Raw genomic sequence first — 21,223 nt, 5'->3', positions numbered from 1 at the left:
ATTGCCTTCCTGAGGGGGTGGGGGTCAGCTCGCGGCGCGCTCGGCGGGGGTGCTGAGGTCGAACGAGTCGCTCGGGGCGTCGGGGTCGCCGGTGAGCAGACCCAGGGCGCGGGAGAAGCGGCGCAGCAGGGTCGCGGCGGCGCGGTCGTCGAAACGGTCTGTGCTGTATTCGAGTTCGAGGCCGAGATTGCCGTCGGGGTCGGCATGGGTGGAGACGATGAAGTGCACGCCGTCGGCCACCGTCGGTCCGTCGAAGCGCAGGGCGGTGAGTTCGAGGCCGGGGACGCCGAACGCCTCGGCGCCGGTGTCGAGGTAGCTCAAGGTCACCGCGCCGAGCGGCCCGGCCAGCGCGCACGACTCGCTGGTCGCCGCGGTGGCCGAGGACACCACGGGATCCGGTTCGGCGCACAGGATCTCGGACAGCGTGGTCGCGCCCGCCACGGCCGTGCCTGCCTGCCAGGCCAGCAGCACCGTCATCGCGGCCCGGACGACCGCGAACGGCGGAACCGCGTGCCGCCGCGACAGTTCGGTGATCCGCGCCCCGATCCCGGCACCGATCCTGGCCCGCATGCTCGCACCGTGGCCGAGCAGCGATTCCAGCGCGCCCACGGTCGCCGCGCCGGCTGCGCCGAGGCGGACGAGCGCGGCGGTGGTGCCGTCGATCTCCCAGCGCGCCAGCTCCCCGGTGCGGAACATCCGCTCCCCCGGAATGCCGAACGGGTTGGCGACGAACCGGTCCGAGGTGGCGCGCGGATCGTCGCGATAGCCCCGAGCCAGCTGCGCGCCGGACAGGTACAGCTCACCGGCGACACCGGGACTGGTCGGGCGCAGCCGCCCGTCGAGCACGTAGACCCGGCGATTCCATTCCCTGACCCGCACCGGCGGGGGCTCGGGGGTGTCCGCGCCGGGCGCGGCGGGATAGGTGAGGGTGACCGTGGCCTCGGCCCTGCCGTAATCGTGGTGCAGCCGAGCGCCGGTCACCGCGCCGAAGGCCCGCACCTCGGCCGCGCTGAGCGGCGCGCCGAGGACGACGACGCTGCGCAGCGAGCCGATCGCGGCGCGCAGGCCCGCGCGGTGCACGTGGTCGGTGAACGCGGCCAGCCGCGGCGGCGTGAAATCGGCGGCGGTGACGCCGTAGTCGGCGACCAGGCTCGCTAACCGCACGGGGTCGGGTGGTTCGGTCAGGACGACGGTGGCTCCGACCCGCAACGGCAGCACGTAGCCGTGCCACTCGGTCACCTCGCCGATGGCGGCCTGGTGCAGGTAAACATCGCGCCCGGTGAAGCCGTGCCTGCCCTGCATGCCGGTCAGCCGGTGCACGGCGGCGATGTGGCTGATGGTGATGCCCTGGGTCGCGCCGTGCGGGTACAGCACGAAGGCCGGGTGTTCCGGCAGCACCGGGGTGCGCCGTTCGGCCCTGGTGATCGGCTCGTCGGAATAGTCGGCGAGCGGCACGTCGTCGACCACGACCGACGGAATGTCGTACACCGCAGCGTGATCGCGCGAGCGCACGGTGAGCACCAGCGCCGGGTTCGCGACCGGCGGCAGCACGGCGGGACTGCTCGCGGTGTCGACCGGCACCACGGCGCCACCGGCCTTGAGCACGGCGTACATCGCCACCACCAGTTCCACCGAGCGCGGAACATCCACCAGCACAGCCGATTCCGGACCGATACCGAGCGCGGTCAGGTGCCGGGCCAGCTGGTTGGTGCGCCGGTCCAGGTCACCGTAGGTGATGATCGAGGCCGCGCCGCCCGTGCTCGGGGCGTGCACGACCGCCGGGTCGAAAGGGGTCGCGGCGGCCTGCGCTTCGAACTCGTCGAGCAGCAGCTCACCGGGCAGTCCACCGTGCGGCGCCGCGGTGACCTCGTCGGGGTCGACGCGGCCGACGAACTCGAGTTCGGCGGTCCAGCCGTCGCCCGGCGGCCTGCGCCGCACGAGGTCGCCGGTGGCGAACATCCGGTCGTCCACCGGGCCGATCGGGTTGGCCAGGAAGGTGGCGGCGGTGGCCTGGCGCCCGAGGTACCCGCGCGCCAATTGCACACCGGAGACGTAGAGTTCGCCGATCTCACCGTCGGGGACGGGGCACAGCTGCTCGTCGAGGATCAGCAGCTCGACATCGTCGGCGGCCGAGCCGAGCGGGACCGACTCGAGGTCGGCGCCGGTCACCTCGTGCGCGACGACCTCGCCCGCGGTCTCCGGCCTGCCGTAGACGTGCCACAGGGTCGCGCCGCTCACCGCGCGCAGCGCGGCCGCGGTCTTCGCGGGCAGCGGGGCGCCGCAGCTCAGAACGATTCGCAGCGAGTCGAGCCGTTCCTCGGCGTCGGGCAGCGCGGCTAGCGCGGCGAGCTGCTCGGGGTCGAAACAGGCTGCGGTGGCGCCGGTCTCGGCGATCGAGCGGGCCAGCGTGTCGCTCGTCGGCAGCACCAGGGTGGCGCCGGTCTGCAGGGCGAGCAGCAGCTCCCCCACGCTCGCCTGCTCGCTCAGCGGCGCGTGCCAGAGCACCGCGTCACCGGGGCCGAGACCGCAGAGCCGCTGGCGCCACACCGAATTCGCCTGGGCGGCACGGTGTCCGACGACCACGGCGCTGGCGCCCGACACGTCGACGATCAGGTAGGCCGGATTGTCCGCGCCCGGCCCTGGCAGGTCGTCGGCGCTGAGATCGGCGGCGGGCTCGGCGTCGATCCCCAGGACCGGGACGCCGGCGGGATGGGCCACCTCCGGCGCGGTGATCACCAGGACGGGCGCGGCGAGGGCGACGGTGCGCTGCCGCACGTCGGCGGGGGCGTCCGGGTCGAGCAGGACGAACGCGCCGCCCGCCGCGATCACCGCGTGCACGGCGACGACCAGGTCGGCCGAGCGCGGCAGCGCCACCGCGACCGTGGTCTCCGGCCCGACCCCGCGGGCGGCCAGGCAGACCGCCAGCGCGTCGACCCGTTCGCCCAGCTCGCCGTAGCTGAGCTCGGTCGCGCCGTCGCGCACCGCGACGGCATCGGGATCCTGGCGGATCTGGGTGGTGAAGGCGGCGAGCAAGGTGGCGGGATCACGCCTGCGCTCGTCCGCCGGGTCACGCAGCAGCGCGTCGAGCGAGACAGCCGCCGTGACCGAATCCGTGTGCGACATCAGAGTTGTCCTTCCGAGTCGTCAGCCGACCCCGACCGGGCGATCACCGCGGCGGCATCGGTCACCAGTGTTTGCAGAGTGGTGGTGAGTCCGGACGCGCCGAGTGCGGCGAGCACGCCGGGCACCAGCCCGGCCAGCGCGACGTTCACCAGCGCTTCGGGTTTCATCGCGGCGCCCATCGCCTTGCTCACCGCGGTGAGCTTGGCGTCGAGCGTTCCGAACGAGATGGCGTGCTCGCCGTGGGCGAATGCCACGGTCGCCGGCGCGAGCCGAGCCGCCGAGCCGACGAGGCCCGGGAGATCGGCGATGGTGTACGTGCGCGGACGCGGGGTCTTCTCCGCGTCGGTGCGCACATCGATCGCCCGCACGGTGACGGCCGGGTCGGCCGCGACGGCCGCGAGGACCTTGCGGAACCGCTCGGCCAGAATCCGGACGGTCGAGGCGTCGAAAAGGTCGGTGGTGTAACCGAAGTGCACGTCGAGCCCGTCGAGCGCACCGGCCGCGTCGTAGCGCTGCAACGCGGTCAGGTGCAGGTCGAACTTGGCTTCGCCGAGTCCGGGGTCCAGGGTCCGCACGTGCAGGCCGGGGAGTTCGATGCCACCGGGCGGCATGTTCTGGAAGGTGAGCATCACCTGGAACAGCGGGGTGTAGGCGGCCGAGCGGGTCCGGCCCATGGCGTCGACGACCTGCTCGAACGGCACGTCGGCGTGCGCGATGGCGGCGAGGTCGCGCCGCCTGGCCTGGGCCAGCAGATCGGTGAACGGCGCCCGCGAGTCCACCTCGGTGCGCAGGACGACGGTGTTGACGAACATGCCGACCAGGTCGTCGAGTTCGCGGGCACCGCGTCCGGCCACCGGCGCGCCGATGGTGATGTCGGCGCTGCCGGACTGCTTGGCCAGCAGCACCGCCAGCGCGCTGTGCACCAGGGTGAACAGCGTAGTGCCGTGTTCGCGGGCGACCTCGTCGAGGCGCCGGGTCAGGGTCGCGTCGATCTCGAACCGCTCTGCCGCGCCGCGCATCTCGCGCCGGGTGGCGCGGGGGCGGTCGGTGGGCAGCGCGAGCAGTTCGGGCGCGCCGGACAGTTCCCTGGTCCAGTAGGTCAGCTGCTGGGTGAGCACGCTGTCCGGGTCGGCGTCGGTGCCGAGCAGCTCGTGCTGCCAGGCGCTGAAGTCGCCGTACTGGATCTCCAGTGGGGCCCAGCCGGGTTCGCGGCCCTCGCTGCGATCGACGTAGGCGCGCACCAGGTCCCGGGTGAGCGGCGCGATCGAGTAGCCGTCGGCGCTGATGTGGTGCACCACGACGACGAGGACGTGATCGTTCGCGCCGAGCCCGTAGAGCGCCACCCGCACCGGCGGCGCGGCGGTGATGTCGAACGGCTGGGACACCAGGGCGGTGATCCTGGCCTCGACATCCGCGGCGGCGACCGGGATCGGGGTGAGTTCGACCGCGGCGGACCAGGCGGGCAGCACCTGCTGGACCGGTCCCGCCGCCGTGTCGGGGTAGCGGGTGCGCAGGGTGTCGTGCCGCGACAGCAGGTCGCCGACGGCCGATTGCAGGGCAGGCAGGTCGAGTTCGCCGGTCAGCCGGATGGCGGCCGGGATGTGATAGGCCGCCGACTGCGGTGCCAGCTGGTGCAGCACCCACATGCGCTGCTGCGCGGGCGAGAGGACCGCGGGTCCGTCGCCGGTGCGCCGGGTCAGCGGCGGGCGGGCGAGCGAGCGGTCCAGGCCGCCGAGCCGCTCGGCCAGCGCGGCCACGGTCGGGGCGTCGAACACCTCGGCCACCGGCACCTGCGCGCCGAGCGCGGCACCGAGCCGGGCGGCCAGCCTGGTCGCCATCAGCGAGTTGCCGCCGAGGGCGAAGAAGTCGTCGTCCAGGCCCGCGCTCGCGCAGCCGATCACCTCGGCGAAGGTCCGCGCGACCAGCTGTTCGGCCGCGGTGACCGGCGCGCGGAAGACCGCGTCGCCGAACTCCGGCTCGGGCAGCCGGGCCCGGTCGACCTTGCCGTTGGCATTGAGCGGCAACGATTCCAGCACCACCAGGGCGGCGGGCACCATGTACGCGGGCAGTTCGGCCGCGAGCTCACCGCGCAGTTCCGCCGCGATCGTGTGCTCGTCGCCGGGGGTGAGATCGGCGACCGCGGCATAGGCGATCAGGCGCGCACCAGCACGCTCATCGGTCTTCGCCACGGCGACCGCCGCGCGCACGCCTTCGCACCGCAGCAGCGCGGTCTCGACCTCGCCCAGCTCGATCCGGAAGCCACCGATCTTCACCTGGAAGTCGGCCCGCTCGAGGTACTCCAGGGTGCCGTCGGCGCGCCACCGGACGATGTCGCCGGTGCGGTACATGCGGGAGCCGGGCTGTCCTGTCGCCGCGAAGGTTCCGAAGGGGTTGGCGACGAGGCGATCTGCGGTCAGCGCTTGGCGACCGTAGTAGCCACGGGCGAGCTGGTCGCCCGCGAGGTACAGCTCACCGGCGACACCGACGGGGACCGGCCGCAGGCGGGCGTCGAGGACGTAGAGCGCACTGTTCCAGGCCGGTGTGCCGATCGGCACGACGTGCGAGGGATCCTGCGCCACTTCGTATTCGGTGATCGAGACGGCGGCCTCGGTCGGCCCGTACAGGTTGTGCAGGCGGGCACCGGTAGCGCGGGCCCGGAACTCGGTGGCCGTGGCGGCGGGCAGCGCCTCACCGATGGCCAGGACCGCGCGCAGCGAATCCGGCAGGGCCGGTGTGGCCTCGGCGGCCAGCAGCATGCCGACCAGCGACGGCACCGCGTGCAGCACCGTGACGCCATGCCGGGTCATGGTGTCGCGCAGCCGATCCGGATCGCGTTCGTCGCCGGGCCGGGTGACGATCAGTGCCCCGCCGGAGGTCAGCGGCGACCAGAACTCCCAGACCGAGAGGTCGAAGGTGGCCGGGGTCTTGAGCAGCACCCGGTCCGCGCCGGTCATCTCGAAGCGGTCGTGCAGCCAGGCCAGCTGGTTCACGATCGCCGCGTGCGGCACGGCCACACCCTTGGGCAGGCCGGTCGACCCCGACGTGAAGATCACGTACGCGGGATGGGCGGGCCGCAGTGGCGCGATGCGCTCGGCATCGGTCACCGGCGCGTCCGAAAGCTCCGACAGCGCAGTGTGATCCAGCTCGAACACCGGCACGTCCACGGCGATCGGCAGCCCGTCGGCGGCGGTGGTGAGCACGCACAGCGGCGCGGCCGTCTCGACGATGTAGGCGATCCGGTCGACCGGGTGATCGGGGTCGATCGGCACATACGCGCCGCCGGCCCGCACCACGGCGTGCATGGCGATCACCAGGTCCGGCCCGCGCCGCATGGCCAGCACGACCGTGCGTTCCGGGCCGACGCCCTCGGCGATCAGCAGCCGGGCGATCCGGTTCACCCGCGCGTCGAAGGCGGCGTAGTCCAGCGCCGTGCCGGTCGCGGCGTCGACCAGGGCGAGCGCGCCGGGGGTGGCGGCCGCCTGCCGCGCGCCGAGCTCAGCCAGCGTGACCGGTTCCACCGCGTGCGCGGTGGCGTTCCAGGTGTCGAGCAGCAGGCCGCGGTCGGCACCGAGCAGATCGAGATCGCCGACCACGGTTTCCGGTGCGACGGTGACGGATTCGAGGATGCGGCGCAGCTGAGCGGCGAACCGCTCGGCGGTGCCCGCGTCGAACAGGTCGCTCGCGTAGCCGAGCGCCAGCTCGATGCCCGCGGGCGCGCCGTCGGCCGTGTAGTGGTCGAGGGCGAACAGGTGCAGGTCGAATTGCGCGACACCGGAGTCGAATTCGATGTCCGAGATGGTCAGGCCGGGCAGCTCGAGCTGCCCGCGCTCGTGGTTCTGGAACGAGTAGCCGACCTGGAACAGCGGGTGCCTGGCGGTGGAGCGAGCCGGGTTGAGCACCTCCACCAGGCGCTCGAACGGGACGTCGGCGTGCGAGAACGCGGCGATGTCGGCGGTGCGGGCGGCGGCGAGCAGGTCGGTGAACGGCGCGTCGCCGGCGACCGGCGTGCGCAGCACCAGCGTGTTGACGAACATGCCGATGACCTCGTCGAGTTCGGCTTCGCCTCGGCCCGCGTTCGGCGTGCCGACCGCGATGTCGGCGGTCCCCGAGAGCCGGGCCAGCAGGGCGGCGAAGGCCGCGTGCACCACCATGAACAGCGTGGCGCCGTTGCCACGGCCGAGGGCGACCAGGGCGGCGTGCAGCTCGGCGTCGACGGTGAAGCCCACCTTGTCGCCGCGCAGGCTCTGCCGGGCCGGGCGGGGCCGGTCGGTCGGCAGGGTCAGCTGGTCGGGCAGCCCGGCCAGCTGGGCCTGCCAGTAGCCGACCTGCTGGGCGGCCACGGAGTCCGGGTCGGCCTCGTCGCCGAGCAGCTCCCGCTGCCACAGCGCGTAGTCGGCGAACTGCACGGCGGGCGGCGTCCAGCCGGGCGCGGTGTCGGCCAGCCGCGCGGTGTAGGCGCGCATCAGGTCCGCGACGAACGGCGCGATCGACGAACCGTCGGCGGCGATGTGGTGCAGGACCGCGGCAAGCACGAACTCGTGCTCGGCCGCGGCTCCCACCTGGAACAGGCGCAGCCGGACCGGGATCTCGGCGGTGACGTCGAAGGTGGTGGCGGCCAGCTCGGCGATCGCGCCGGGCAGGTCGGCCGCGGTGACGGCGACCGGCTCGAGCACCGGCACCGCCTGCGCGGCCGGGCTGATCGCCTGCACCGGCACGCCGTCGACCTCCGGGTACACCGTCCGCAGCGATTCGTGGCGGGCGACCAGATCGGTCACCGCCGCCCGCAGCGCGGCGACATCGAGGTCGCCGGACAGGCGCAGCGCGAACGGGATGTTGTAGGCGACCGAGGCGCGGTCGAAGCGGTTGAGGAACCACATCCGCTGCTGGGCGGGCGAGAGCGGCAGCTGCTCGGGGCGGGCCCGGCCGACCAGCGCGGGCCGGTCGACCTTCGCCTGCGCGTCCACCGCGGCGGCCAGCTCGCCGACCTGCGGCGCCTCGAACAGCGCGCGCACACCGACCCGGCGATCCAGCGCGGAGCCGATCCGGGCGACCGCCTTCGCGGCGAGCAGCGAGCTGCCGCCCAGCGCGAAGAAGTCGTCGTCGGCGCCGACCGGCTGATCGTCGGCGCCGGTGCGGCCGAGCACCTCGGCGTACACGGCGGCGATGATCTCCTCGGTGACCGTGGCCGGCTTGCGGTAGACGGTGGTCTCGAAGACCGGCGCCGGCAGCGCGGCCCGGTCCAGCTTGCCGTTGACGGTCAGCGGGATCCGCTCGACCGGCACGACCGCCGCCGGGAGCATGTGCTCGGGCAGTGTGCGGGCCAGCTCCTGGCGGATGGCCGCCGCGTCGATCCGGCCGGTGTCGGGCCCGGCGACCAGGTAGGCCACGATCCGCGGCTCGTCGACCAGGTCGGTGCGCACCAGCACCGCGACCTCGCGCGGCGCCACCGAGCTGTGCAGCAGCGCGGCCTCGATCTCGCCGAGCTCGACGCGGAAACCGCGCAGGTTCACCTGCTGATCGGCCCGGCCCAGGTACTCCAGATCGCCGTCGGCGGTCCAGCGGGCCAGGTCACCCGAGCGGTAGGCGATGCTGCCGGGGGCGCCGTAGGCGTCGGCGACGAACCGGCTCGCGGTGAGGTCGGGCCGAGCCAGATAGCCGCGCGCCAATTGCGCACCGGAGACGTAGATCTCGCCGGGCACGCCCACCGGCACCGGCCGCAGACGCGAATCCAGCACGCGCACCGTCAATCCCGCGAGGGCACCGCCGATGACGCTGGCCGAACCGGTCTCCGGGGTGATCTCCCGGTACGAGGCGTGCACCGTGGTCTCGGTGATGCCGTACATGTTCACCAGCCGCGGCGAGCGCGGGTACCTGGCGAACCAGCCGGTCAACCGCTGCGGTTCCAGCGCCTCACCACCGAAGATCACCGTGCGCAGGGCGTAGTCGCCCGGCGCGGCGGCCAGGTCGGCGGCGATCAGCTGGTAGAACGCGGACGGGGTCTGGTTGAGCACGGTCACCCGCTCCGCCAGCAGCAGCTCGCGGAACTGCTCGGGCGAGCGCGAGGTGTAGTAGTCGACCAGCACGATCGAGCCGCCGGTCAGCAGCGCGCCCCACAGTTCCCAGACCGAGAAGTCGAAGGCGTAGGAGTGGAACATCGTCCACACGTCCGACGGGCCGAAGCCGAAGTGGCGCTCGCTGTTGTCCAGCAGCGCGAGCACGTTCGCGTGCGGGATCACCACGCCCTTGGGGCGGCCGGTGGAGCCGGAGGTGTAGATGACGTACGCGGTGTTCGCGGGGACCAGCGGCGCGCGCCGGTCGGTCGCCGCCAGCGGCGCGGCCGCGAAGCCGGTCAGGTTCTCGGCGGCGGGGTCGATCACCGGGCCGCCGAACCAGTCCCTGGCCAGCCCGGTGGCCGTGTTCGCGATCGCGCACAGCGGGCGGGCGTCGTCGAGGACGTACTCGATGCGGTCGGCCGGGTAGTTCGGGTCGATCGGCAGGTAGCCGCCGCCCGCCTTGAGCACGGCCAGCAGCGCGACGGCCAGTTCCACCGAACGCGGAAGGGCGACGGCCACCAGGGTTTCCGGGCCGACCCCGGCCCCGACGAGGCGCCGGGCCAGCCGGTTGGACCAGGCGTCGAGCTGGTCGTAGGTGAGCGTGGCGCCCGCGGCCTTCACCGCGACGGCGTGCGGGTGGCGCGCGGCGATCGCGGCGAACCGGTCCAGCATGGTCTCGGCACCGGTGGCGACCGCGTCGCCGGTGGTGGCCCAGTCGTGCAGCATGCGCTGCTGTTCCTCGGCGCTGAGCAGCTGGATGTCACCGACGACGACGGTCGGATCGGCGACCACCGCGGCCAGCACCTGGGTGAACCGGCGAGCCAGCACGGCGATGCTGCCCGCGTCGAACAGGTCGGTGGCGTAGGCGATCTCGATGGCCATGCCGTCGGCGCGGCCGTCGACGTCGCCGGCTTCGGTGAGGGTGAACTGCAGGTCGAACTTCGCCACCGCGGCGTCGATGTCGATCGGCGCGACCCGTAGTCCGGCGGCGGTCAGCGCGGGCACGGTGAAGTTCTGCAGCACCAGCGCCACCTGGAACAGCGGGTGGCGGTTGCGCGCCCGCGCCGGGTCGACGGCGTCGACGATCTGCTCGAACGGGACGTCCGCGTGCGAGAGGGCGTCGAGGTCGCCGGCGCGCACGGCGTCGAGGGTGGTCTCGAACGCGGCGCGCGGGTCGATCTGGCTGCGCAGCACCAGGGTGTTGACGAACATGCCGATCAGCCCGTCGAGGGCGGCCTCGCCGCGACCGGCGACCGGGGTGCCGATGGCGATGTCGCTGCCGCCGGAGAGCCGGGCCAGCAGCACGGCCAGCGCGGCGTGCACGGTGCTGAACAGGGTGGCCTCGTGCTTGCGGGCAAGTTCGCGCAGCTCGCTGTGCAGATCGGAGTCGATCTGGAAGCGGTGCACCCCACCGTGGAAGCTGGACTCGGCCGGGCGGTGCCGGTCGGTCGGCAGCTCCAGCTGCTCCGGCAGTCCGGCCAAGCCGCGCCGCCAGAACGCCAGCTGCGCGTGCGCCAGCGAGTCGGGATCGGCGGCGTCGCCGAGGTTCTCGTCCTGCCAGAGCGCGTAGTCGGCGTACTGGATCGGCAGCGGCGCCCAGTCGGGGGCGTGGCCGGCGCGGCGGGCGGCGTAGGCGGTCATCAGGTCGGCCGCCAGCGGGCCGAGGGAGAAGCCGTCGGCGGCGATGTGGTGCACCACCAGCACGAGCACGTGCTCGTCGTCGACCGCGAACAGGGCCGCGCGCAGCGGGATCTCGGCGGTGAGATCGAACCGCACCGCCGCGCGGGACCGCAGCAGCGCGGGCAGTTCGGCCGCGCTGACCGGCTCGGCCCGCAGCGTGACGGGCGCGGCGTCGGCGATCAGCTGGGCGGCGCCGTCGGGGCCGTCCGGGTAGCTGGTGCGCAGGGTCTCGTGCCTGCCGATCAGATCGGCGAGCGCCGCCTCGAGCGCGGTGATGTCGAGCTCGCCGGTCAGCCGCAGGGCGACCGGGATGTTGTTCACGGCATCGCCCGAGCCGTCGGCGTCGGCGAGGTAGCGGTTGAGGAACCACATCCGGCGCTGCGCGGCCGAGAGCGGAATCCGCTGCGGGCGTTCACGGGTGGTGAGCTCGACCCGTCGCCCGGTGCCGCGCAGCGCGGTGCAGCGGGCGGCCAGCTCGACGACGGTCGGCGCGTCGAAGAGCAGCCGCACCGGCACCCGGGTGTCGAGCGCGGCGCCGAGGCGGGCCGCCACCTGGGTGGCGTTGAGCGAGTTGCCGCCGAGGGCGAAGAAGTCGTCGTCGAGGCCGACCTCCCGGTCGGCGGGGAAGCCGAGGACCGCGGCGAAGACGCCGGCCACGATCTGCTCCACCTCGGTGACCGGGGCGCGGAAGACCGCGGCCGCGAACACCGGCGCGGGCAGCGCCTTGCGATCGAGCTTGCCGGAGGCGTTGAGCGGGAACTCGTCGAGTTCGACGAAGGCGGCCGGGACCATGTAGGCCGGGAGCGTGCGGGTGAGCGAGGCGCGCACCCCGTCGACGTCGAGGTCGGCGGCGGGGACGAGGTAGGCCACCAGCAGGTCGTCACGGACGACGACCGCCGCCTGCCCGACCTCGGTCAGCCCACCGAGCGCGGCCTCGATCTCGCCGAGCTCGATCCGCAGACCGCGCAGCTTCACCTGGAAGTCGGTGCGGCCCAGGTATTCCAGCTCACCGTCGGCGGTCCAGGTGACCAGGTCACCGGTGCGGTACATGCGCTCGCCCGAGGCGAACGGGTCGGCGACGAAGCGGTCGGCGGTCAGGTCGACCCGGCCCGCGTACCCGCGCGCCAGCTGGGCACCGGCCAGATACAGCTCGCCGGGAACGCCGACCGGCACCGGGCGCAGCCTGCCGTCGAGGACGTAGACGCGGGTGTTGTGGACGGGCTCGCCGATCGGCACCGAGACGACATCGGCCGCTGTCACCTCGTGGAAGGTGACGTCGACGGCGGCCTCGGTCGGCCCGTAGAGGTTGTGCACCGTGGCCCCGGTCAGGGCGTGCAGCCGGTGGGCGGGCGCGGGCGGCAGGGCCTCACCGGAGGCGAACACCATGCGCAGCGCGGCGCACCGGTGATCGGTCGCCGGCGCACCGTCGATGGCCGCGACGAACACCGACAGCATCGACGGGACGAAGTGCGCGACGGTCACCGACTCGGCGTCGATCAGCTCGGCCAGGTAGGCCGGATCACGATGCCCGTCGGGCCGGGCCAGCACCAGCCGGGCACCGATCTGCAAGGGCCAGAAGAACTCCCACACCGACACGTCGAAGGTGGCCGGGGTCTTCTGCACCACGGTGTCGGCCGCGGTGAGCCGATAGGCGTCCTGCATCCACACCAGGCGGTTGACGATGGCGGCGTGCGAGACCACGACGCCCTTGGGCCTGCCGGTCGAGCCGGAGGTGAAGATCAGGTAGGCGGCGTCGGCCGGGGTCAGGGTGGCGAGCCGGTCGGCGTCGGTGATCGGCGCGGCCGGGTAGTCGGTGGTGTCGAGCTGTTCGAGCTCGAGCACCGCGACGGAACTCGTCTCGGGGAGGTCGAGTCCGTCGACGGCGCGGGTGAGCACGCACACCGGCGCGGCCGCGTCGATGACGTGCGCGAGGCGCTCGGCCGGGTGCTCGGGGTCAAGCGGCACGTAGGCGCCGCCCGCGGCGAGCACGGCGTACATCGCGACGACCAGATCGGTCGAGCGGCGGATGCCGAGGGCGACCGTGCGATCGGGCCGGACGCCGATCGAGATCAGCAGGCGGGCCAGGCGGTTCACCCGCTCGGCGAACTCGCCGTAGGTCAGGGACTCGCCCTCGAAGGTCAGCGCGATCGCGCCCGGGGTGCGCGCGGCCTGCGCCGTGAACAGCGAGACCAGCGTCATCGTCTCGTCGACCGGGTACGCGGTGGCGTTCCAGGTGTCGAGGATCCGGGTGCGCTCCGCGGCGCCGAGCAGGTCGATGTCGCCGATCACGACACTGGGATCGGCGGTCACCGTTTCCAGCACCCGCAGCAGGCGGGTGCCGAAATCTGTGATGGTCTGCGCGTCGAACAGGTCGGTCGCGTACTCGAAGCGGGCGAGCAGGCCGTCGGTGGTCTCGCGCAGCGTCAGCTGCAGGTCGAATTTGGCGGTGTGGGTGTCGATCTCGATCTCGGCGGCGGTCAGGCCGGCCAGTTCGAGTTCGGTCCTGGAGTTGTTCTGGAAGTCGAGCATCACCTGGAACAGCGGGTGCCGGGCGGTGGAGCGCTCGGGGTTGAGCGCCTCGACCAGCCGGTCGAAGGTGACATCGGTGGCGGCCAGTGCGCGCAGATCGCCGTCGCGGACCGTGCCGACGAGGTCGGCGAAGGTGACGGCCGGGTCGACCTGGGTGCGCAGCACCAGGGTGTTGACGAACATGCCGACCAGCTCGTCGAGCGCCTGATCGCCGCGAGCGGCCACCGGCGTGCCGATCGAGATGTCCTGCTGCCCCGACAGTTTCGCCAGGGTGGCGGCGAACGCGGCGTGCAGCACCATGAACAGCGAGGCCTGGGCATCCGCGGCCACAGCGCGCAGCCGCTCGGTGAGCGCGGCGGACACCGCGAAGGTGTGCCGGGCACCGCGCCCCGAGGCGACGGCGGGCCGGGGCCGATCGGCGGGCAGCGCGAGCAGATCCGGCAGATCGGCGAGTTCCGCTGTCCAGAAATCGATCTGGCGCGCCATCGGCGAGTCCGGGTCGTCCTCGGCGCCGAGGGCGGCGCGCTGCCACAGCGCGAAGTCGGCGTACTGCACGGGCAGTGGCGCCCACCCCGGCTCGGCACCGGACAGGTGGGCGGCGTAGGCCACCATCACATCGCGGGTCAGCGGCGCGACCGACCAGCCGTCGGCCGCGATGTGGTGCAGGACCAGCACGAGGACGTGCTGCTCGGCGCCGAGGCGCAGCAGGTGCAGGCGGACCGGCGGCTCCTGGTCCACCGCGAACGGCACCGCGGCGAGGGCGCGGACGCGGTCGTCGAGCGCGGCCGGGTGGACGGACTCGGGCTCGAGCGCGATGGTCAGCTGCTCGGCGTCGAGCACCTGCTGGAAGGGGATGCCGTCGACGGCCGGGTAGCGGGTGCGCAGCGCCTCGTGGCGGGCGAAGACGGCGGCGACCGCGGCGGTCATGGCGGCGTGGTCGATGGTGCCGGTCAGCCGGATCGCGGCGGCGATGTTGTCGGCGACGGAGTCGGCGTCGAACTGGTTGAGGAACCACATGCGCTGCTGCGCGTAGGACAGCGGAATCCGGTGCGGCCGTTCCCCCGCCACCAGCGGCGGGCGGGCCACGGTGGTCTCGGCCGTGCCGAGCGCGGCCGCGAGGCCGGTGACGGTCGGCGCTTCGAACAGCGTCTTCAGCGACACCGCGCGGCCGAGCGCGGCGCCGAGCCGGGAGGCCACCTGGGTGGCGATCAGCGAGTTGCCGCCGAGGGCGAAGAAGTCGTCGTCGGCGCCGACCCGCTCGACCCCGAGCACCTCACCGAACACCTGGGCCACCACGGTCTCCACGCCCGCGGCGGGCGCCCGGAAAGCGCGCGCGGCGAAGACGGGTTCGGGCAGCGCGCGGCGGTCGAGCTTGCCGTTCGGAGTGAGCGGCAGCGCGTCGAGCAGCACGAACGCCGACGGGACCATGTGCGCGGCGAGGGTGCCACGCAGGGTCGCGGCGAGCTCGGCGCCGAGGTCGGCCGATGCCGCGTCCGGCACCACGTAGGCCACCAGCTGGTCACCGCGATGCGCGTCGGCCCGCACCAGGACGACGGCCTGGCGCACCGACGGCTGGGCCAGCAGCGCGGCCTCGATCTCGCCGAGCTCGATCCGGAAACCGCGCAGCTTCACCTGGTCGTCGTTGCGGCCCAGGTACTCCAGGGTGCCCGCGTCGGTCCAGCGGACCAGGTCACCGGTGCGGTACATGCGCGCGCCCGGCTCCCACGGGCAGGCGACGAAGCGGCCCGCGGTGAGCGCGGCCCGGCCGCGGTAGCCACGGGCCACCTGCGCGCCGGCGACGTACAGCTCACCGGCGACACCGGCGGGCACCGGCTGCAACCGGTCGTCGAGCACCCACTGCGCGATGCCGCGCAGTGGCGTGCCGAGGGTCAGCGGCGAACCCGCCGTCAGCGGGGCGCTGATGTTGGTCGCGACGGTCGTCTCGGACGGGCCGTAGGCGTTGACGAACGCGCGGGGCACGGTGCCGCCGGTCCAGCGGGCGACCAGATCGGGCGGGCACGCCTCGCCACCGACCATCACCATCCGCAGGTCGTCGAGCTGTTCGGGATCGAGCACCGCCAGACCGGAGGGGGTCATCAGCGCGTGGGTGACCCGCTCCGCGGCCAGCAGCTGCGCCAGTTCGGCGCCGACGTGGCGGCCCATCGGCGCGATCACCAGGGTGGCGGCCGAATTCACCGCGAGCAGCAGCTCCATCACCGAGATGTCGAACGACGGCGACCCGACCTGCAGCACCCGCGCGTCGGCGGTGCCGAACATGCGCGCGGACTCCTCGGCGGCGAACCCTGCGATGCCGGCCTGGGTCACCAGCACGCCCTTGGGCAGGCCGGTGGAACCGGAGGTGTAGATGACATAGGCCAGGTGCGTGGCGCGCAGCGGCCGCACCCGATCGGCGTCGGTGATCGGAGCGCTGGAGCGGGCGGCGCACTCGGCCATCAGCTTCAGTTCGTCGAGCACCAGCCAGTCGGTGGGGCCGGGCAGCGCGGGCTGCGCCTCGGACACCGTAAGACCGACTCGCGCGCCGGAATCGGTCACCATATGGGTGATCCGATCGAGCGGGTAGCTCGGATCGACGGGCAGCCAGGCCGCGCCGGCCTTGGCGATCGCCCACACGGCGAGCACCGATTCGACGGAGCGCGGAATCCCGACCGCGACGATGTCGTCGGGGCCGACCCCACCGTCCACCAGCACCCTGGCCAGGCGCGAGGACGCCCGGTCGAGTTCCCGGTAGGTGAGGGCACGATCGCCGTCGGTGACCGCGATCCGGTCCTGGTCGGCCGCGACGGCGGCGGCGAGCAGGTCGGGCAGCAGGCCGGTGGCGGTGACGGGCGCGCCGCGCATGCCGGTGAGGCGGGCGTACTCGGCCCGCGACAGCAGCGGTAGTTCGCCGACAGGAGTGGCGGGCGCGGCGACGGCCGCGGCGAGTAGTCGGGTGAACCGCGCGCCCAGCTCGACGATCTCGGCGTCGTCGAACAGGTCGGTGGCGTAGAGGACGACGGCATCGATGCCCGCGGGTTCGCCTGCGGCGCCGCGCCTTTCGTCGAGGGTGAACTGCAGGTCGAACTTGGTGATGTCGAGTTCGATCTCCCGCACCGACACCGGCGAGCCGCCCAGCTCGAAGCTGGTGTCCAGGCCGGCCTGGAAGTTCAGCGCCACCTGGAACAGCGGGTGCCTGGCCTGCGAGCGCGCCGGGTTGACCACGTCGACCAGCCGGTCGAACGGGACGGTGGCGTGCGCGAAGGCCGCCAGGTCGGTCTCGCGGGTGTGCTCGAGCGCGGCGGTGAAACTCACGGCCGGGTCGATCTCGGTGCGCAGCACGAGGGTGTTGACGAACATGCCGATCAGATCGTCGATCGCCCGGTCGCCGCGGCCGGCTACACCGGTGCCGATGGCGATGTCGGTGCCGCCGCCGATCCGGGCCAGCAGCACGGCCAGCGCCGTGTGCAGCACCATGAACAGCGACGCGCCCGCCTCGGTGGCCAGCTCGGCCAGCTGCCGGTGCAGGCCGGCGCCGATGGTGAAGCCGGTCCGCGCGCCGCGCAGGCTCGGCGCCACCGGCCGCTGGCGGGCCGACGGCAGTTCCAGCTGATCCGGCAGACCAGCGAGAGTCCTTTCCCAAAAGGCGATTTCGCGCGAGGCGAGCGACTGCGGATCGGTCTCCGCGCCCAGCAGTTCACGCTGCCACAGGGCGTAGTCGGCGTACTGGACGCTCAACGGCGCCCAGCCGGGCTCGAGCCCGACGGTCGCCGCCTGGTACGCGGCCAGGACATCGCGCACCAGGACCTGGAGCGACACACCGTCGGCCGCGATGTGGTGCAGCACGACCGCCAGCGCGCACTCGCCCGCCGGGTCGGCCGCCGCACCCGCGACGACGAAGATGCGGGCCCGGAACGGCGCCTCGTGTTCGAGATCGAAACCGGCGGAGGCGAATCGGGCGAGTTCGGCGTCCAGCTCCGCGGCGGCCACCGTGGTCGGTTCCTCGACGCGGACGATCCCGGCGTCCCGCACGACCTGTTCGGCCACCTCGCCGCCGGGCACGTCCACCGCGGGGAACACGGTGCGCAGCGCCTCGTGCCGGTCGACGACCGCGTTCAGCGCCGCGACCAGCGCGGACAGATTCGCGGTGCCGCGCATCCGCACCACGAACGGCATGTTGTAGCCGGGGGCGGACGGATCGAAGCGATTGAGGAACCAGATCCGCTGCTGCGCGGGCGAGAGCGGGATCAGCGCCGGGCGCGGGCCCGCCGCGAGCACCGGCAGCTGAGCGGTGACACCCGCGTCGGCGCGCTCGGCGACCGCGGCGGCCAGCCGGGCAGGCGTGGTCGCGCCGAACAGGTCGCGGACACCGAGCCGGAGACCGAGATCGGCGCCGAGCCGGGCCGCCACCTGGGTGGCGACCAGGCTGTTGCCGCCCAGGGCGAAGAAGTCGTCGTCGCGGCCGACCCGGTCCAGACCGAGCACCTCGCCGAACACCCTGGCCACCGACTGTTCCACCGGTCCGACGGGTTCGGCGTAGGCGACCACGACGCGGGCGGGCGCGGGCAACGCCCTGCGGTCGAGCTTGCCGGAGGCGTTCACCGGCAGGGCGTCGAGCAGCACGAACGCGGCGGGCACCATGTACGCGGGCAGCGCCCGCAGCGCGGCCTCGCGCAGCAGGTCCACCGCGACCGCGCCCGGCTCGGCCTCCACCACATAGGCGACCAGCTGTTCGCCGACACCCGCGTCGTCACGCACGACGACGACGGCGCGTACCGCGCCCTCGACCCCTTCGAGCACGGCCTCGATCTCGCCGAGCTCGATCCGCAGACCGCGCAGCTTCACCTGGAAATCGGTGCGGCCCAGGTATTCCAGTTCACCGTGGGTGGTCCAGCGGACCAGGTCGCCGGTGCGGTACATCCGCTCGCCCGGCGTGCCGAGATCGGCGACGAACCGCCCGGCGGTGAGCTCGGGCCGTCCGACGTAACCCCGGGCGAGCTGTACCCCCGACAGATACAGCTCACCCGGAGCCCCGACCGGTACCGGCCGCAGCCGCGAGTCGAGAACATGGAGCCGGGTGTTGAACACCGGCGCGCCGATCGGCACCGTGGTCCGGTCCGCGTCGTTCACCTCGTGGAAGGTGACGTCGACCGCGGCCTCGGTCGGGCCGTAGAGATTGTGCAGCCGCGCGCCGGTGAGCAGCCGCAGCCGCTGCGCCAGGGCGGCGGGCAGCGCCTCGCCGGAAGCGAAGACCAGCCGCAGCGAGGTGCGCTCGGCGATCTCCTGCTGCGCCAGAAAGGCTTCCAGCATCGAGGGCACGAAATGCGCGACGGTGACGCCGTATTCGGCGATCACACCGCGCAGGTAGCCGGGATCGCGATGGCCGTCCGGCTCGGCGAGCAGCAGCGTCGCGCCGATCTGCAAGGGCCAGAAGAACTCCCACACCGAGACGTCGAAGGTCATCGGGGTCTTCTGCAACACCACGTCGACACCGTGCAGCCGGTAGGCCTGCTGCATCCACACCAGCCGGTTGACGATCGCGGCGTGCTCGACCGCGACGCCCTTGGGCAGGCCGGTGGAGCCGGAGGTGAAGATGACGTACGCGGGCTGTCCTGGACGCAGCGGCGCGGTGCGCTCGGCGTCGGTCAGCGGCGCGTCGGCGTAACCGGTGAGGTCGAGCGCGTCCACGGCCAGCACCGGCAGCGCGTCGGCGCCGGGCGCGCCGTCACGCGAGGTGGTGAGGACCACGGCCGGGGCGGCGGTGGCCAGGATGTGCGCGATCCGCTCGGCCGGGTGATCCGGGTCGATCGGAACGTAGGCCGCGCCGGCGGCGAGCACCGCGTACATGGCGACGACCAGCTCCGGCGAACGCCGGATACTCAGCGCCACCAGCGCTTCCGGGCCGATCCCGTCGGCGCGCAGCCGCCGGGCGAGCCGGTTCACCCGCTGCGCGAGCTCGCGGTAGGTCAGGGTCGCGGTGTCGTCACCGGCCATCCGCACGGCGACCTCGTCGGGAGTGCGGGCGACCTGGGCCTCGAACAGCGCGGGCAGCGTCGCGGCCGGCACCGCGCGCTCGGCCAGCGCGGCGGCGACGTCGAAGCCGGTCGCGTTCCAGATCTTGGTGCTGACCTGCAGTTCCAGCTCGGTCGCGACCTCGATCGCGCCGACCGCGGTGTCCAGGTCGGCGGCGGCGAGACGTTCGAGGAAACCGAGGAAGCGGGAGTGGTGCCGGGCCAGCGTGTCCGGGTCGTAGAGGTGCGGGTTGGCCTCGAAGTCGACGTGCACGCGATCGCGGTCGCCGTAGTAGACGTTGAGGCTCAGGTCCTCGATCGGGCCGGTGGACAGCACCCGGTAGCGGCCCGTGGTGGTGCCGAGGGTGAGGTCGCTGCGGAAGAGCATGAAGTTGGCGAGCGGGCCGAACAGCGCGCGCCGGGCGGGGCGGCCGTCGTCCTCGGCGTCGCGGCGGATGTCCTCGGCGCGGTAGCGCTGATGCCGCAGCGCGCCCGCCACCTCGACGCGGGCCGCGCGCAGCAGCTCGCCCCAGGTGGTGGCCGCGCCCGCCGCGCCGGTGGGCAGGCGCAGCGGGACGATATTGGACAGCATGCCCGCCGAGCGGCGCATCACGGCGGTGGTGCGCGCGGTGACGGGCAGGCTGAGCACCGCGTCCGGGCGGTCGGTGAGCCGGCCGAGGTAGGCCGCGAAGGCCGCGAGCAGCACCGCGGAGATGGTCGAATCATCGCTGGCGGCAATGGTTTCCAGCCGGTCGACGAGCTTCTCCGAGAGCCGTCCACCGGTCACCAGGTTGATCGCGGCGCGGGGCGCGGTACGGCTGTCGAGGCTGGTCGGGCTGTCCAGGCCGGCGATGCGCTCGGCCCAGTGCTCGCGGTCGTTGGCGAAGCGGGTGCTCTCGCGGTAGCGCTGTTCGCCGTCGACGAGCTCGGCCAGGTCGCCGGGAACCGCCGCCTTGGCCTCGGTCCCGAGGATCCGGGCGGTGTAGAGCTCGGCGATGCGCTGGGAGTTGGTGAAGGCGCCGTAGCCGTCGAGCACGATGTGATGTCCGCGCAGGTACCAGAACCAGCGGGCCTCGCCGACGCGCAGCACCGCGCCCGCCACCAGGCGGTCGGTGAGCAGGTCGAGCGGCGCGCCGAACTCCGCGCGCATCCACTCGTGCGCGGCGGCGACGGGGTCGTCGTGGTGGCGCAGATCGATCAGTGGCAGTTCGCTCTCGACCGGGATGGTGTGGTCGACGACCTGGTAAGGGACACCGTCGGATTCGCCGATGCGCACCAGCGGGGAACCGTAGGCGTGCGCGGCCTCGGCCGTGACCTGTTGCAGCACAGCCGCATCCAGCTCACCGGTGATGTCGACGTACTGGGCGATGGTGATCGGGACCTCGGGGTCGAGCAGCTGCGCGTACCAGACTCCCAGCTGGGCCGGTGTCAGCGGGAACGGTGCCGACGCCGTGGCGGCGACCTCCGCTTCCTGCGGTCGCGCGCTGAACCCACCCAACTCCGTACCGTGCACCAGAGCCTCCTCGAATCGCGAAAAAAAGCAGAGGCGAACCGTTTTCGGGCAGCACGAAGACACCTTGGTACTCCGTGGAGCGAGAAATTCGCCTTTGAGCGCGGTGGGCGCAACCGCCCCACTCGCGCAGGATCCCCGACAGATCATGTGGACGAGATCGACGGTCCTCCTGGACCGCCGGCGCGACGAACCGGTCTGTCCGTCGCGGGGTGCCTAGCTGTTGATCGTTCCTCCAACATCGCGGCCGCGGCCCGAACCTCGCGCCTCGGCTATGTCACTTACATCACATGGCTGCCTGTCCATGCATTGCAGACACTAGG

2 protein-coding genes are annotated in these 21,223 nt (G+C 73.0%); both read right to left on the bottom strand.

Annotated elements, in window-relative coordinates; all coding sequences use genetic code 11:
* Window positions 1-24: 24 nt before the first annotated feature.
* The gene (locus AB0H54_RS04475) at window positions 25-3,123 is read right to left on the bottom strand and encodes an AMP-binding protein (RefSeq protein WP_357342668.1); all 3,099 of its coding nucleotides are present in this window, start codon (window positions 3,121-3,123) and stop codon (window positions 25-27) included.
* A complete protein-coding gene (locus tag AB0H54_RS04470) occupies window positions 3,123-20,903 on the bottom strand; it encodes a non-ribosomal peptide synthase/polyketide synthase (RefSeq protein ID WP_357342666.1) in 17,781 nt (5,926 codons plus the stop codon). Before AB0H54_RS04470 ends, AB0H54_RS04475 begins: the two co-directional genes overlap by 1 nt.
* Window positions 20,904-21,223 lie beyond the last annotated feature (320 nt).

The sequence above is a fragment of the Nocardia sp. NPDC050718 genome, from assembly GCF_040654235.1.
Lineage (GTDB): Bacteria > Actinomycetota > Actinomycetes > Mycobacteriales > Mycobacteriaceae > Nocardia.
Note: the sequence above shows the minus strand (reverse complement) of the source record. Positions and strands in the feature narration are given on the sequence as shown.

Excerpts from the sequence above, each read along its gene's own strand:
- AB0H54_RS04475 (WP_357342668.1), bottom strand. The coding sequence starts at position 3,123 with ATGTCGCACACGGATTCGGTCACGGCGGCTGTCTCGCTCGACGCGCTG.